This is a genomic window from Cupriavidus sp. USMAHM13 (assembly GCF_001854285.1).
Lineage (GTDB): Bacteria > Pseudomonadota > Gammaproteobacteria > Burkholderiales > Burkholderiaceae > Cupriavidus > Cupriavidus malaysiensis.
The window spans coordinates 3104252-3119241 of sequence record NZ_CP017752.1 but is presented as its reverse complement, the minus strand read 5'-3'; the positions used below and the strand labels follow the sequence as shown (position 1 = coordinate 3119241).

Below are 14990 nucleotides of genomic sequence, written 5' to 3'. Positions count from 1 at the left end.
CACGGCGAGCCGGAGGTGCCGCACGCCAACGGGCGTGCGGCATCGACGGATCACCACGTCTGCCACCAACACAGGGAATACCCCATCGGTACTTGTGCATGCCGGGAAAAGTGCTTACATTAGCTTCGTAAACCAAAGGTTACGGTAAACCAATGGTTTACAAAAAGCAAGGAAAGCATCGACAGAAGCAGAAAGCCGCGATTCCGTCCCACCCGCGGCCACCGGCAGGCAAGCCCGCTACAGAACACTCGTGCGCCAAGACGCACCGGAGGAGATCCACTTGAAAACATCCATGCCCCGCCGCGACGGGTTCCTGACCGCCTGCACGCTCGCCGCCGTGCTGGTCACCGTCGTCGCCACGACCTACTGGCCCGCGCAAGCGGCCGCCACCGCTGCCGTGCTGTTCGACTGGTCCACGCGTTCCTTCGGCTCGCTGGTCCAGGTCTTCGTGTTCGGCTGCGTGATCGCCTGTATCGCGCTGGCCTTCAGCAAGTACGGCAACATCCGCCTCGGCGAAGGCAAGCCCGAGTACTCCACGCTGTCGTGGGTGTTCATGTTCATCTGTGCCGGCATGGGCTCGTCGACCATGTACTGGGGCGTGATGGAATGGGTCTACTACTACCAGTCGCCCGGCCTCAACCTGCCCAAGGGATCGCGCGAGGCGCTGGAATACAGCATCAGCTATTCATTCTTCCACTGGGGCCTGAGCGCCTGGGCGGTGTACGCGCTGCCGTCGCTGGCCATGGCCTATCACTTCCATGTGCGCAAGAACAAGGGCCTGAACCTCGCCGCCGTCGTCGAGGCCGTCACCGGCTTCCGCGCCACCGGCGCGGTGGGCCGCCTGGTCGACCTGATCTTCCTGCTGACCATGTTCGGTGCGCTCACGGTGTCGATCGCCCTGACGGCGTCGACCTTCACCCGCGGCCTGTCCGGCCTGTTCGGCCTGCCGGACACCTTCACCATGCAGCTGATCGTCATCGTCGGCGTGTCGGTGCTGTTCTCGATGAGTTCCTACATCGGCATCGATGGCGGCATGCAGCGCCTCAGCCACATGGTGTGCTGGGGGGCGCTGCTGCTGGCCGCGGTGGTGTTCGCCATCGGCCCGACGCTGTTCACCGGCAACAACATCGTCAACGGCCTCGGCCTGATGCTGCAGAACTACGTGCACATGAGCCTGTTCACCGATCCCACCGGCGACGGCGCCTTCAGCCGCGGCTGGACGGTGTTCTACTGGCTCTGGTGGGTGTCCTATTCGCCCGGCGTGGCGATGTTCGTGGCACGTGTGTCGAAGGGGCGCAAGATCAAGGAGGTCATCTATGCGCTGCTGCTCGGCGGCAGCGTGGGCTGCTGGTTCTTCTTCGGTGCGCTGGAAAGCTACAGCATGCACCAGTTCCTCACGGGAACCATCGACGTGCCCGCCATCCTGAAGCAGTTCGGCGGCGAGACCGCGGTCGAGATGCTGCTGTCGGCGCTGCCGGCCGGCAAGCTGTTCCTCGCCGTCTACCTGGCCATCATGATCGTCTTCCTCGCCGCCCACGTCGATGCAGTGGCCTATGCGGTGGCCGCCACCACGACCCGCAATCTCGCCGAAGGGCAGGACCCGGCGCCGGGCAGCCGCGTGTTCTGGTGCGTGATGCTGACCCTGGTGCCGCTGGCCATGCTGTTCACCAAGGCCTCGCTGGAAACCATGAAGACCGCGGTGGTGCTGACGGCCATCCCCTTCCTGGCCATCCTGGCCGTCAAGCTGTTCGGCCTGTTCCGCTGGCTGCTGCAGGACTATGCCGATGTGCCGGCGCACCTGATCGAGAGCGTGCCCCCGCTGGAGTCCGCCGCCACGGCCGATGGCCGCGAGCCGGCCGGCGCGGGCGAACGGCAGACCGCCATCGCCAACGGATGAGTGCTGGCATCCGCGCCGCACCTGCAAGCGACGCTGCCCGCCCAGGCATTTTTTTTACGCAAGAAAGTTAAACAATATTTAACGGTTAACCCGAGGAGTGAACTGATGAAGCCGATCGAACAGTTGCCCGAGAATTTCTGCGCGGACGAGGAGAACGCGTGGACCCTGCCGGCCTCGTACTACACCCAGCCGTCGGTCTTCGCCTACGAGAAGGAGAAGATCTTCGCCGACAGCTGGATCTGCGTGGCCCATCGCAGCGAGCTGGCCGAGCCCAACGACTTTGTGACGCGCGAGATCATCGGCGAGAGCATCGTCGTCCTGCGCGACCGCGAGGGCGTGCTGCGCGCCTTCTACAACGTCTGCCCGCACCGCGGCCACCAACTGCTGTCGGGCAGCGGCCGCGCGCGCAACGTGATCACCTGCCCGTACCACGCCTGGACCTTCAAGCTCGACGGCGAACTGGCGCTGGCCCGCAATTGCGACAACGTGCCCAACTTCGACAAGAGCAAGGCCAGCCTGGTGCCGGTCAAGGTGGAGGAGTACGCCGGCTTCGTCTTCATCAACATGAACCCGGAGGCCGGCACCGTCGAGGCGCAGCTGCCCGGCCTGGAGGCCCGCCTGCGCGCCGCCTGCCCGGTGGTCGACCGCCTGCACCTGGGTGCCCGCTTTGTCACGGAGACGCCGGCCAACTGGAAGAGCATCGTCGACAACTACATGGAGTGCTACCACTGCGGCCCGGCGCACCCGGGCTTCTCCGATTCGGTGCAGGTGGACAAGTACACCCATACCCTGCACGGCAACTGGACGCTGCAGTTCGGCCTGGCCAAGTCGTCGGAGAAGTCGTTCAAGCTCGACGACTCGATCAAGGACCCCAGCTTCAGCGGTTTCTGGGCGTGGCCGTGCACCATGTTCAACGTGCCGCCGGGCGGCGACTTCATGACCGTGATCTACGAGTTTCCGGCCAGCGCGGAAGTCACGCTGCAGCACTACGAGATCTACTTCCTCAACAAGGAGCTGACCGAGGCCCAGCAGAAGCTGGTCGAGTGGTACCGCGACGTGTTCCGCCCCGAGGACCTGCGCCTGGTGGAAAGCGTGCAGCGCGGCCTCAAGTCGCGCGGCTATCGCGGCCAGGGCCGGATCATGGTCGACCGGCAGCGCAGCGGCATCAGCGAGCACGGCATCGTGCATTTCCACCGCAAGGTGGCCAAGGAATACGAGGCGGGCTGAGCGGTGGCGAGGGAGAGCATGATGCAACTCAATGACAAAGCCCTGTTCCGCCAGCAGGCGATGCTGGGTGGCGAGTGGACCGATGCCGCGGACGGTGCCACCGTGGCGGTGCACGATCCGGCCTCGGGGGCGCTGCTCGGCACGGTGCCCGGCATGGGCGCGGGCGACGCCGTGGCGGCCATCGAAGCCGCCCACGCCGCGCTGCCGGGCTGGAAGGGGCGCACCGCCAGGGAACGGGCGGCCGTGCTGCGCCGCTGGTTCGAACTGATCCTGCAGCACGAGGAAGACCTGGCGCTCATCATGACGCGCGAGCAGGGCAAGCCCTTGCACGAGGCGCGCGGGGAAGTGCGCTATGCCGCCTCCTTCGTCGAGTGGTTCGGCGAGGAGGCCAAGCGTCTCTACGGCGAGGTGATCCCGTCGCCGGCGGCCGACAAGCGGCTGGTGGTGGTGCGCGAGCCGATCGGCGTGTGCGCCGCCATCACGCCGTGGAACTTCCCCGCCGCGATGATCGCGCGCAAGGCCGCGCCGGCACTTGCCGCCGGCTGCACGATGGTGGTCAAGCCAGCCAACGAGACACCCTTCAGCGCGCTGGCGCTGGCCGAGCTGGCGCTGCGCGCAGGCGTGCCGGCCGGCGTGCTGAATGTCATCACCGGGGACGCCGTCGCCATCGGCAGCCAGCTGAGCGGCCATGCCCATGTGCGCAAGCTCTCCTTCACCGGCTCCACGCCGGTCGGGCGGCTGCTGATGCAGCAATGCGCGGGCACGGTGAAGAAGGTTTCGCTCGAACTGGGCGGCAATGCGCCCTTCATCGTCTTCGAGGATGCGGACGTCGACGCGGCGGTCGAAGGCGCGTTGCAGGCCAAGTACCGCAACGCGGGCCAGACCTGTGTCTGCGTGAACCGCTTCTACGTGCACGACACCGTCTATGACCGCTTCGTCGACCGCTTCGTGGCCAAGGTGGCGGCGTTGCGTGTCGGCAGCGGCCTGGAGCCGGACAGCGAGATCGGACCCCTGATCAGCGGGCGCGCGGTCGGCAAGGTGAGCGAACTGGTGGCGGACGCAGTGGCCAAAGGCGCCACCGTGGCGCTGGGCGGCGGCCTGCACGCCGCCGGCGGGCAGTTCTTCCAGCCGACCGTGCTCACCGGGGTCAGCCCCGGCATGCGCGTGCTGGACGAGGAGATCTTCGGGCCGGTCGCGGCGATCGTGCGTTTCCATGCGGAGAGCGAAGTCGTGCGCATGGCCAACGACACGATCTACGGCCTTGCCGCCTACTTCTACAGCCGCGACATCGAGCGCGTGTGGCGCGTGGCGGAACGACTGGAGTACGGCATGGTGGGCATCAACACCGGCCTGATCTCCAACGAGGTCGCGCCCTTCGGCGGCATCAAGCAGTCCGGCCTGGGGCGCGAGGGTTCGCGCCATGGCATCGAGGACTACCTGGAGATGAAGTACCTCTGCATGGCGCTGTAAAGCGTCGGAAGGCGTCGGAAGGCGCCGTAAAGCGCCGCACAGCGCCGGAAGCCGCTGCGCGGCGGCTCGGGCGGCAAGAGATCAAGACAGGCAGAAAGGCGGCAATATGGCCAATTCTTATCAGACCCTCCAGGTCCGGGTGGCGCGCATCGAGCGCGCCACTCCCCTGATCAAGCGATTCACCCTGGCGGCGGCGGACGGCGGGCCGCTGCCGCCGTTCACCGGCGGCAGCCACGTCATCGTGCAGATGCAGGACGGCGCGCGCCGCTACAGCAACGCCTACTCGCTGATGGGATCCCCCGACGAGCTGGGCCACTACCAGATCGGCGTGCGCCGCGAAGAGGCGTCCAAGGGCGGTTCGGCCTTCCTCCATGACAAGGTGGCGGAAGGCGACGGCCTCGCCATCACCACGCCGAACAACCTGTTCGCGCTGAGCGCGCAGGCCAGCCACCACGTGCTGGTCGCCGGCGGCATCGGCATCACGCCGTTCCTGTCGCAGATGCATGAGTTGCGCAAGCGTGGCGCGTCGCACGAGCTGCACTATGCCTATCGCGCCGAAGAGCACGGGGCGTTCCGCGACGAGATCGTCGCGCAGTCGCGGCAGGCCGGCGCGGGCACGGCCCGCTTCTACGTCGACAGCCTGGGCCAGAAGCTGGACCTGGACGGCCTGGCGCGCGGCCTGCAGGCCGGGGCGCACATCTATGTGTGCGGACCGGCGCCGCTGATCGATGCGGTGCGCGCGGCGGCGCAGGCAGCCGGCATTGCGCCGGAACGCGTGCACTGGGAGCAGTTCGCGGCGCCGCCGCAGGCGGGCGACGCCTTCTCGGTGGTGCTGGCGCGCTCGGGGCGGACCGTGGAGGTGGCGCCGGGAGAATCGATCCTCAAGGCGATCGAGCGCGACAACGCCGCCGAGGTGGAGTGCCTGTGCCGCGAGGGCGTCTGCGGTACCTGCGAGACCCGCATTCTCGACGGCGAGGCCGAGCATTTCGACCAGTACCTGAGCGAGGCGGAAAAGCGCGCGCAGCGGAGCCTGATGATCTGCGTGTCGCGGGCCAAGGGCCAGCGGATCGTGCTCGACCTGTAAGGCCGGCGAGCCGGGCCATCGCGCCGGCGGGGCAGGACCCAAGAACCAGAAGAGACAGCCGGCGCCCCATGGCATGCGAGCCCGCGGGCCGCCGGCATCCGGAGGAGATCACCGATGAAACACAGAGCCAGCCTGTGGCTGCTGGCGGGCACGCTGCTGCCTGCCGCCGCGCAAGCGGAGCCCGGCGTCACACTGTACGGCGTCATCAGCACCGCCGTGCGCTATACCTCGAACCTCGACGGCAGGCACGACAACCAGGCCGAACTGGTGTCCAGCGGCATCGGCGGCAGCCGCTGGGGCCTGAAGGGGACGGAAGAACTGGGCGGCGGCAACCAGGCCGTCTTCCTGCTGGAGAACGGCTTCGGCACCGACGATGGCAGGACCGCCTACAACGCCCTGTTCGGGCGCCAGGCCTATGCCGGGCTGACGGGCACCTGGGGCAGCCTGACCTTCGGCCGGCAGTACAACGCGCTGAACAATATCGGCTGGGCCTTCAACCCGCTCGACCAGAGCTGGGGCAACTTCTGGTCGGACCCGCTCTATACCGGCGGCGACATCTTCTTCCAGGACTACCGCATCAACCATAGCGTGGTCTACAAGCACACGCTGGGGCCGGTGTCGGTCCAGCTCGACTACGGCCTGGGCGGACAGCCCGGCAGCCTGGCGCGCGGCAGCACCTTCGGTGGCGGGCTGATGTTCCAGCAGGGAGCGCTGTCGGTCGGCGTCGCCTACGACCAGCGCCGCGTGGCGGGCGGCGGCAACACGCTGCACAACTACTCGGCCGGCGCCTCCTATGTGCTGGGCAAGGCCACCTTCTACGCCGGGCACATGGGGCGGCGGGAAGCCGCCGGCGACGCCCGCTTCGGCATCGGCTTCGTCGGCGTGGGCTACCAGCTCACTCCGGCGCTCCATGTATCCGGTGCGTACTACCACTACCGGCAGCGCGGCGACGTCACCACGCAGTTCCAGGCCACGCCGGTGTGGCTGGGCGGCGGCCGGGCCGACAGCGTCGCCGCGGTGCTCGACTACGCGTTGTCGAAGCGCACCAGCCTGTTCCTGGAGGCCGACGCCACGCGCGCGCGTGGCGGGGCGGTCGGGCGCGAGACCGAGTACTGGGGCGGTCAGCCGCTGTCGGGGGTGGACAGCACCACGCGGGTCGGCGTGATGGCCGGCATCCGGCACCTGTTCTGAGCACCGCAGCCGGCGGGGACGGGTGCTTCAGGCTTCCCGCCGCACCCGCGCGGCCGGGGCGAAGCCCCCCTGCAAGGCCGTCCGCAGCCATTCGACGAACACCGACACCGCCCGCGGCACATGTGCCGCGTACGGCCGGATGGCGAAGATCTGGTCCGGGAAGGCGCCGACCGGCAGCCATTCGTCCAGCACCTCGACCAGCTTGTTGCCCTGCAGCGCCGACTGCGCGGTGAAGTCCGGCACCAGGGCGATGCCGAGGCCGGCCAGCGCGGCGTCGCGCAGTGCTTCGCTGTTGGTGGCGCAGAAGGGCCCGGAGACCGGCACGGTGACGCGCGGCCTGGCCTGGCCCGCGCCGGGCCGGGCCTCGACGAAATGCCAGGCCGGGATTTCGCGCGTGCGCGGGTAGTACAGGCAGTCGTGGCCGGCCAGGTCCGCCGGGGTGGCGGGATGGCCGCGCCGGCGCAGGTAGGCCCGGCTCGCCACCAGCACGTTGCGGGTGGGGCACAGCGCCCAGGCCACATGGGTGTCGGGCGGCGCCATGGTGTGGCGGATGGCGAGGTCAAAGCCCTCCAGCGCCAGCGCGCGCAGCTTGTCCGACAGTTCCAGTTCGAGCCGGATGTCCGGATAGCGCTCGAAGAAGCCGGCCAGGCGCGGCACCAGCTGCTGGCGCGAGAAGGCGACCGGCGCGGTGACGCGCAGCACGCCGCGCGGCTCGCCGGCGGTGTCGCGCACGCCGGCGAAGCTGCGCGCGATCTGCTCGAACGGCGCGCCGACCTCCTCGACCAGCCGCTGTCCCGCGTCGGTGAGCCGCACGCTGCGCGTGGTGCGCTGCACCAGCGGTACGCCGGCGGCGCGCTCCAGGTCGGCGATGCGCTGGCTGACGGCGCCTTTGGTGACGTTCAGGTAGGCCGCGGCGGCGGTATAGCTGCCTTGCTGTGCCAGCACCGTGAGCCAGTGGAGATGGCCCCAGATCTCTTCTTTGTTCTTGGCTTTCACGATGAATTGTTTAGAAAAATAAACAAGCAGTTTGCCACGGCGGGGCTTGGCGCGTGCGCGGAGGATTCTTAGACTGGATGCAGAGACAGTCCATCGGAGCACAAACCATGTCCAGCATCCAGCACGCCATCGAACACTATATCGGCGGCCGCCGCACCGCCGGCGCCTCGGGCCGCAGCCAGGAAGTGACCAATCCCGCCAGCGGGCAGGTGACCGGCCATGTCGCGCTGGCCGGCGTAGCCGAAGTGAATGCCGCCGTCGCCGCCGCGGCCGCGGCGTTCCCGGCCTGGGCCGGCACGCCGCCGATCCGCCGCGCGCGCGTGCTGTTCCGCTTCCTCGAACTGCTGAACCGCGACAAGGACGCGCTGGCCCACGCCATCACCGCCGAGCACGGCAAGGTGTTCACCGACGCCCAGGGCGAAGTCGCGCGCGGCATCGACATCGTCGAGTTCGCCTGCGGCGTGCCGCAACTGCTGAAGGGCGACTACACCGCCCAGGTCTCCACCGGCATGGACAACTGGACGCTGCGCCAGCCGCTGGGCGTGGTGGCCGGCATCACGCCGTTCAACTTCCCGGTGATGGTGCCGATGTGGATGTTCCCGGTGGCGCTGGCCACCGGCAATACCTTCGTGCTGAAGCCGAGCCCGACCGATCCCGGCCCGTCGCTGATGATCGCCGACCTGCTCAAGGAAGCCGGCCTGCCCGACGGCGTCTTCAACGTCGTGCAGGGCGACAAGGTGGCGGTCGACGCGCTGGTCGAGCACCCCGACGTGCGCGCGCTCAGCTTCGTCGGCTCCACCCCGATCGCCAGCTATATCTACGAGACCGGCGCGCACCACGGCAAGCGCGTGCAGGCGCTGGGCGGTGCCAAGAACCATATGGTGGTGATGCCGGACGCCGACATCGAACAGGCCGTCGACGCGCTGATCGGCGCGGCCTACGGCTCGGCCGGCGAGCGCTGCATGGCGATCAGCGTGGCCGTGCTGGTCGGCGATGTCGCCGAGCGGCTGATGCCGCGCCTGGTGGAGCGCGCCCGCTCGCTCAAGGTGCTGGACGGCGAGAACCTCGCCGCCGAGATGGGGCCGATCGTGACGCGCGCGGCGCATGCGCGCATCACCGGCTACATCGAGCGCGGCGTGGCCGAGGGAGCCAAGCTGCTGGTCGATGGCCGCGACTTCGACCCCGCCTCGGCCGGACCGGGCTGCGCCGGGGGCTTCTGGATGGGCGGCACGCTGTTCGACCACGTCACGCCCGAGATGACCATCTACAAGGAAGAGATCTTCGGGCCGGTGCTGTCCTGCGTGCGGGTCAAGGACATGGCCGAGGCCGTGCGCCTGATCAATGCCCATGAGTTCGGCAACGGCGTGAGCTGCTTCACCCGCGACGGCAATGCGGCGCGCGAATTCGGCCAGCAGATCGAGGTCGGCATGGTCGGCATCAACGTGCCCATCCCGGTGCCGATGGCCTGGCACGGCTTCGGCGGCTGGAAGCGCTCGCTGTTCGGCGACATGCATGCCTACGGCGAGGAGGGCGTGCGTTTCTACACCAAGCAGAAGTCGATCATGCAGCGCTGGCCGGAGAGCATCGAGAAGGGCGCCGAGTTCGTCATGCCGACGGCGAAGTAAGCGCAGCACGCCTGCATGCGCTGCCGCGCGCCGCGCGGCAGCGCCGCCGCCCGGTGCGGGCCCGGTCCCGCCGGGCGCGGCATCCGGCGTGCCGCGTCACCGAATCCCGGACGCAGGACGCAGGACCTAGACCCTCTCCACCACCACCTCCCACAGGGCCTTGCTGCGGACGTACTTGCGCGTGCGCTGGTGCGTCATGGACACGCGTTGCCACTGGCCGTCGAACAGGCGGCAGACCGCCTCCTCGTCGAAGAAGCGCTTCGGCTGCCCATCGACCGAGTAGTAGTTCTCTTCGATCCGCACCCCCTGGCCGGCGCCGAAATTGTGGTCCTCGGTGGAATTCAGGCGGCATAGCAACCATCCGCCAGGCCTCATGGCGTCCCGGATGCGCTGGACGATCGACACGGTCTCGTCCCAGGGGAAGTAGTGCAGGGACAGGCTGGCGATGACCGCGCCGAGCTCGCTTGCCTGCGGCGGAAACGGCGCGCGGATGTCGCGGCACTCGATCTGTGCCGACGGTACGCGCAGCCGGGCCGCGGCGACGGCTGCCCGCGACAGGTCGAAGGCGATCACGCGCAGGCCGGCGTCCGCCAGCACGGCGGTGTCGTCGCCATGGCCGCAGCCGATCTCGAGCACGGGCGAGGTGGTGCTGCGGGCGGAGATCGCCGGCAGCCAGGGATGCAGCCAGGGATCGGAAAAGGAAGGCATGTTGCGGACCCGGACAGGGGAAGTGGTCGATCGCGCATTGTGCCACCACCGCACGCCACCACCGCGGCGCTCGCCGGGCGAAAAAAACCGGGCCGACAGGCCCGGTGCGGTAAGCCAGCGCCGAAGCGGCTGGAGGAGACATCGTTCCTTATCGCGGGCGGGCGGCCTCAGATCGCCCAGCCGCCGGCGTAGAAGGCGGCCAGCACCACGGCGATGGCCACTGTGCCGACGTTCAGCTTGCGCCATTCGCCGGCGACGATGCGGCCCACCACCAGGGTGCAGAAGCCGAGCATGATGCCGGTGACGATATTGCAGGTCAGCACGATGAAGACGGCGCACACCAGCCCGGCGAGGGCGTCGACGGTGTCTTCCATGTGCAGGCGGCTGACGCTGGAGAGCATCAGCAGGCCGACGTACATCAGCGCCGGCGCGGTGGCGTAGGAGGGCACCAGGCCCGCCAGCGGCGAGAAGAACATCACGGCGAGGAAGAGCAGGCCGACCACCACCGCGGCCAGGCCGGTCTTGGCGCCGGCGGCCACGCCGACCGTCGATTCGATGTAGGCCGCCGCCGGGGCGCCGCCGAAGAAGGCGGAGAAGATGGAGCTGACGGAGTCGGCGGTCAGCGCGCGGCCGCCGTTGCGGATGTGGCCGCTGGCATCGAGCTGGCCGGCCTGCCCGGCTACCGCGCGGATGGTGCCGGTAGCGTCGAACACGGCGGTCATCACCAGCGCGAACACGCTCGGCAGCACGGCGGCGGAGAGCGCGCCGCGCACATCCATGGCGCCGATCAGCGAGGCGTGGCCGGGGGCGCTCAGCGAGGGCAGGGCGAACACGCCGGTGAACTTCACCGCGGGGTCGAAGGCCAGGCCCAGCGCCGAGATGCCGACGATCACCAGCAGGATGCCGCCGGGCACGCGGCGGCGCTCCAGGCCGAAGATGGCGGCCAGGCCCAGCACCGACATCACCACCGGGAAGGCGGTGATCTTGCCCAGCGTGACCGGCAGGCCGGCGCCGCTGTTCTTGACCACCAGGCCGACGTCGTTGGAGGCGATCAGCAGCAGGAACAGGCCGATGCCGATGCCGGCGCCGTGCGCCACGCCGGCCGGCAGGTTGCGCAGGATCCAGGAGCGCACGCCGGTGACGGAGATGGCGGTGAACACCACGCCCATCAGGAAGACCGCGCCGAGCGCCACGCTGGGCGTCAGCTTCTGGCCGAGCACCAGGCCGAAGGCGACGAAGGCGGTCAGCGAGATGGCGCAGCCGATGGCGATCGGCAGGCGTGCCCACATGCCCATCAGCAGCGAGCCGAAGGCCGTGGTCAGGCAGACCGCCACGAACACTGCGCTGGTGTCGAAGCCGGCCTTGCCGAGCATGCCGGGAACGACGAAGACGGCGTAGACCATCGCCATGAAGGTGGTGATGCCGGCCACCACTTCCTGGCGCGTATTGCTGCCGCGCGCGCTGATCTCGAAGTAGCGGTCGAGCTTGCGCTGCGGCGGCGCCGACGCGGCATCGAGTTCCGTCGGCGACGGAATGGATTGGTCCATCATGATTGGCTGTCTCCTAGCGGGGCGCCGGGCGCCGCCAACGGCGGTCGTGGCCGGCCTGGTCTTTTGTGGTGTCGGATGCTGGCCCGCCTGCGCCGGTCTGCGCGGCATGCAAGTTCGGGCGAGGCTCAAGGCTAGGGGAGTTGCCCGCGAAATTCATAAGCGGGTCGGAATGCACGGTATGCCGGCGTGGAAATACCGGAATGCCTGGCCATTGCGACGCTGCCCGGCCGCGTGGCTGCCGGCGGCGGGGCCAGTATCACGGTGTGTGAATCTTCGCAATCCGATCTATCCCAGGTTCCGATGTGCCGGATTCGGTATACTCGGGAAAACCCTTATGCGGGGCCGGCGGCTGTGATGGTGCCGGACCCCGGCACGGAATGCGGGCGCTTCGCCACCAGCGCACCCCGCCGTGGAACCCACCAGGAGAAACCGATGCAGATCTACCTCGAAACGCACTTGCGCAAGACCCCCGCCGCCGCGCGCACCAGCGCCGCCCGTCCCACCCGTCCGCTGCTGGCGCGCCTGCAAGCCTTCCTCGATGCCGGCTGGCAGCGCAATCTGCACCATGCGCAGGCGCTGGCGCGCGTGTACGCCAACCGCTGAAACCAGCCGCTGAACCCAGCCGCAGAAATCAGCCGCTGAAGCAGGCTGCTGAAGCCAGCCGCTCACTCAGTACTCCAGTTGCATCCGGCACGCGCTGCGCGCGCTCAGCGCTTGAAGGCGCCGGCCAGCGCCTCGATCACCGCGCGCACGCGCGCCACGCGGCGCAGGTCCGGGTGCAGCACCAGCCAGATGTCGACCCAGTCGCGGCGATCGGGAAAGATCCGCACCAGTCCGCTGTCGCGCTCGGCCAGGAAGGCCGACAGCAGCGCGATGCCCATGCCGCGCAGCGCGGCGGAACGCAGCGCCATCTGCGAGTTCGATTGCAGCGCCACGTGCGCGCCGCGCAGGCTTTCGCCGCCGAGCTCCTGCCAGTGGCGCGGCACCGTATCGCGCGGGAACATCAGCAGGTCGTGCCCCGACAGGCCCGCGCCGCGCCGGGGCTTGCCGCGCCGTGCCAGGTAGTCCGGCGCGGCGTAGAGCCCCATCTCCACCACGCCCAGCTTCTTGATGATGACGTTGCCCGCCTGCGGGCGCAGGCCGCGCACGGCGAGGTCGGCCTCGCGCGCCGCCACGTCGACCAGCTCGGTCGCGGTCAGCAGGGTGTACTCCAGCTCGGGGTGGCGGCGCTGCAGCGCCGCCAGCGCCGGCAGCACGAAGCCCTCGGCCAGGGTGTCGGTGGTGGCGATGCGCACCGGGCCGGCGAGCAGGCGGTCGGCCAGCGCCGACTTGCGTCCGATCGCTTCGGCCGCGCTTTCCATCTGCTCCGCATCCGCCAGCATCATCTCGCCGGCCTGGCTCAGCACGTAGCCTTGCGGCGTGCGCAGGAACAGGGTGGCGCCCAGTTCCTCTTCGAAGGCGGCCAGGCGCCGGCCCACGGTGGCCTGGTCGACCTCCAGGCTGGCGGCGGCGCCGCGCAGCGAGCCGCTGCGGGCGATGGCGAGGAAGTAGCGGGTGTTGTCCCAGTTCATATCGGCGGCGGCGCGCCGCAGACGGGTGTCCATGGCCGCTGCGGTGCTCTCGGATGAATGCAGAAATGCATCATAGCACTGCGAAAGTGCTGCTTTATTGCATGGGTTGGGATCCTTAGCATGGCGGGGTCTTCCTTGCTGCCAGGCCGATCCTACCGACGGCCGCCGACTCCATGCCTGATTCCTTCCGTTCCCGCGCTTGCCTGCCGGCCTGCGCCGGCACCACCCTTTCTCCCGCGTCTCCTGCGTCCCCGCCGCCTTTGCGCGAGGCGCCCGGATCGGCCGTGGCGCCGCGCGGCACCGCCACGCTGTGGGTGCTGTCCGCCGGCATGTTCATGGCCATCCTCGACACCAATATCGTCAACGTGGCGATGCCCGCGATGCGCGCCGGCCTGGGCGCGAGCCTTTCGGAACTGGCCTGGATCATCGACGTGTACAACCTCAGCTTCGCCGGCCTGATGCTGAGCGCCGGGCTGCTGGCCGACCGCCTCGGCGCGCGCCGGGTCTTCCTCGGCGGCCTGGCGCTGTTCCTGCTCGCGTCGGCGCTGTGCGGCCTGGCGCCCACCGTCGCGGCGCTGGTCGGCGCGCGCGCGCTGCAGGGAGCCGGCGCGGCCTTGTTCCTGCCGAGTTCGCTGGCCCTGCTGCGCGCGGCTTACCCCGACGCCGCGGCGCGGGCGCGCGCGGTCGGCGTATTCGGCGGGCTGGTGGCGACCGCGGCGGCGGCCGGGCCGGTGCTGGGCGGTATCGTGCTGGCGCCGCTGGGCTGGCGTGGCGCCTTCCTGGTCAACCTGCCGGCCGGGCTGCTGGCCCTGCTGGCCGGCCCGCGCGTGCTGGCGGCGCTGCCGGCGCGGCCCGGGCGCGGCGCCGACCGGGCCGGCCAGTTGCTGGGGATGGCCGCCCTGGGCGCGGCCAGTTTCGCACTGATCGAGGGGCCGGCGCGCGGCTGGCTGTCGCCGGCGGTCGGCCTCGCCGCGCTGGCGGCGCTGGTGTCCGCCCTGGCTTTCGTGCAGGTCGAGCGGCGCGGCGCGGCGCCGATGATTCCCGCGCGCCTGTTCGCCGATCCCGCGCTGGGCGGTGCCAACTGGGTCGGCTTCGTGATCGGCGCGGCCTACTTCGGCTGCCTGTTCCTGCTCAGCCTCTACCTGCAGCAGGGCCTGTGCATGACGCCGCTGCACACGGGACTGTCGCTGCTGCCGCTGGCGCTGTGCCTGACCGCCGGCAACGTCATCGCCGGCCGCCTGCTGCCGCGCCTGGGCGCGCGGCGCCAGATCGCTGCCGGCTTGGCGCTGGCCGCGCTGGGCTACCTGCTGTGCGCGCTGGCCACCCTGCATGGCGGCCTGGCTGCCTTGCTGGCGGCAATGCTGCCGCTGGCGGCCGGCACGGCCCTGGCGATCGCGCCGATGACGGCCACCGTGCTGGAGCGGGCGCCGTCCGACCTGGCCGGTACCGCCTCGGCGGTGCTCAATGCCACGCGGCAGGTGGGCGCGCTGGCGGGTACCGCCGGCGCGGCGGCGATCCTGGCCATCGCCATCGGGGCGGGTGGCGATGCCGGTGCGGCGATGCGGCTGGGCGCCTGCGCCGCGGCCCTGCTGAGCGTGGCGGGAATCGCCGGGGCCTTGCGCATCGGGGCGCGGCCGCACTGAGCGAGGGCGCGCCGCCCCAGGAGCGGGT

12 protein-coding genes are annotated in these 14990 nt (G+C 69.7%); 8 read left to right on the top strand and 4 right to left on the bottom strand.

Going from position 1 to position 14990, the window contains the following annotated elements; translation table 11 throughout:
- Positions 1–280: 280 nt before the first annotated feature.
- From BKK81_RS31885 to BKK81_RS31865, 5 genes are all read left to right on the top strand, one after another.
- Positions 281–1897 (top strand): BCCT family transporter, encoded by a 1617-nt coding sequence (locus tag BKK81_RS31885; RefSeq protein ID WP_269466463.1) that lies wholly within the window; start codon positions 281–283, stop codon positions 1895–1897.
- Between the two features lie 105 nt (positions 1898–2002).
- On the top strand, positions 2003–3124 hold the full coding sequence (locus tag BKK81_RS31880; protein WP_071021347.1) for an aromatic ring-hydroxylating oxygenase subunit alpha: 1122 nt from the start codon (positions 2003–2005) through the stop codon (positions 3122–3124).
- 18 nt (positions 3125–3142) lie between these two features.
- On the top strand, positions 3143–4594 hold the full coding sequence (locus BKK81_RS31875; protein ID WP_442873407.1) for an NAD-dependent succinate-semialdehyde dehydrogenase: 1452 nt from the start codon (positions 3143–3145) through the stop codon (positions 4592–4594).
- Between the two features lie 106 nt (positions 4595–4700).
- Entirely contained in the window at positions 4701–5678 is a 978-nt protein-coding gene (locus BKK81_RS31870) for a PDR/VanB family oxidoreductase (RefSeq protein ID WP_071021344.1), read from the top strand.
- A gap of 114 nt (positions 5679–5792) precedes the next feature.
- A complete protein-coding gene (locus BKK81_RS31865; RefSeq protein ID WP_071021341.1) occupies positions 5793–6869 on the top strand; it encodes a porin in 1077 nt (358 codons plus the stop codon).
- A 27-nt stretch (positions 6870–6896) separates the two neighbouring features.
- On the opposite strand, the gene BKK81_RS31860 is transcribed toward BKK81_RS31865, so the two are convergent.
- On the bottom strand, positions 6897–7865 hold the full coding sequence (locus BKK81_RS31860; protein ID WP_071021338.1) for a LysR family transcriptional regulator: 969 nt from the start codon (positions 7863–7865) through the stop codon (positions 6897–6899).
- A 107-nt stretch (positions 7866–7972) separates the two neighbouring features.
- Here BKK81_RS31860 and BKK81_RS31855 point away from each other — a divergent pair, with 107 nt between their 5' ends.
- Positions 7973–9490, top strand: a complete 1518-nt coding sequence (locus tag BKK81_RS31855; RefSeq protein WP_071021335.1) for a CoA-acylating methylmalonate-semialdehyde dehydrogenase — start codon at positions 7973–7975, stop codon at positions 9488–9490.
- A 126-nt stretch (positions 9491–9616) separates the two neighbouring features.
- Here BKK81_RS31855 and BKK81_RS31850 read toward each other — a convergent pair whose 3' ends face one another.
- Together BKK81_RS31850 and BKK81_RS31845 are read right to left on the bottom strand one after the other, a co-directional pair.
- A complete protein-coding gene (locus BKK81_RS31850) occupies positions 9617–10198 on the bottom strand; it encodes a class I SAM-dependent methyltransferase (RefSeq protein ID WP_071021333.1) in 582 nt (193 codons plus the stop codon).
- A gap of 167 nt (positions 10199–10365) precedes the next feature.
- Positions 10366–11748 (bottom strand): NCS2 family permease, encoded by a 1383-nt coding sequence (locus BKK81_RS31845; RefSeq protein WP_071021330.1) that lies wholly within the window; start codon positions 11746–11748, stop codon positions 10366–10368.
- A gap of 432 nt (positions 11749–12180) precedes the next feature.
- Between BKK81_RS31845 and BKK81_RS35825 the strand changes: the two genes are divergently transcribed.
- Positions 12181–12351, top strand: coding sequence for a hypothetical protein (locus BKK81_RS35825; RefSeq protein ID WP_156811516.1), 171 nt, complete (start codon positions 12181–12183; stop codon positions 12349–12351).
- Positions 12352–12455: 104 nt separating this feature from the next.
- Here the strand turns inward: BKK81_RS35825 and BKK81_RS31840 are convergent, their stop codons facing one another.
- The gene (locus BKK81_RS31840) at positions 12456–13352 is read right to left on the bottom strand and encodes a LysR family transcriptional regulator (protein ID WP_231908154.1); all 897 of its coding nucleotides are present in this window, start codon (positions 13350–13352) and stop codon (positions 12456–12458) included.
- Between the two features lie 251 nt (positions 13353–13603).
- Here BKK81_RS31840 and BKK81_RS31835 point away from each other — a divergent pair, with 251 nt between their 5' ends.
- Positions 13604–14962: an MFS transporter gene (locus BKK81_RS31835; RefSeq protein WP_197524008.1), complete on the top strand. Its 1359-nt coding sequence runs from the start codon at positions 13604–13606 to the stop codon at positions 14960–14962.
- Positions 14963–14990: the final 28 nt, after the last annotated feature.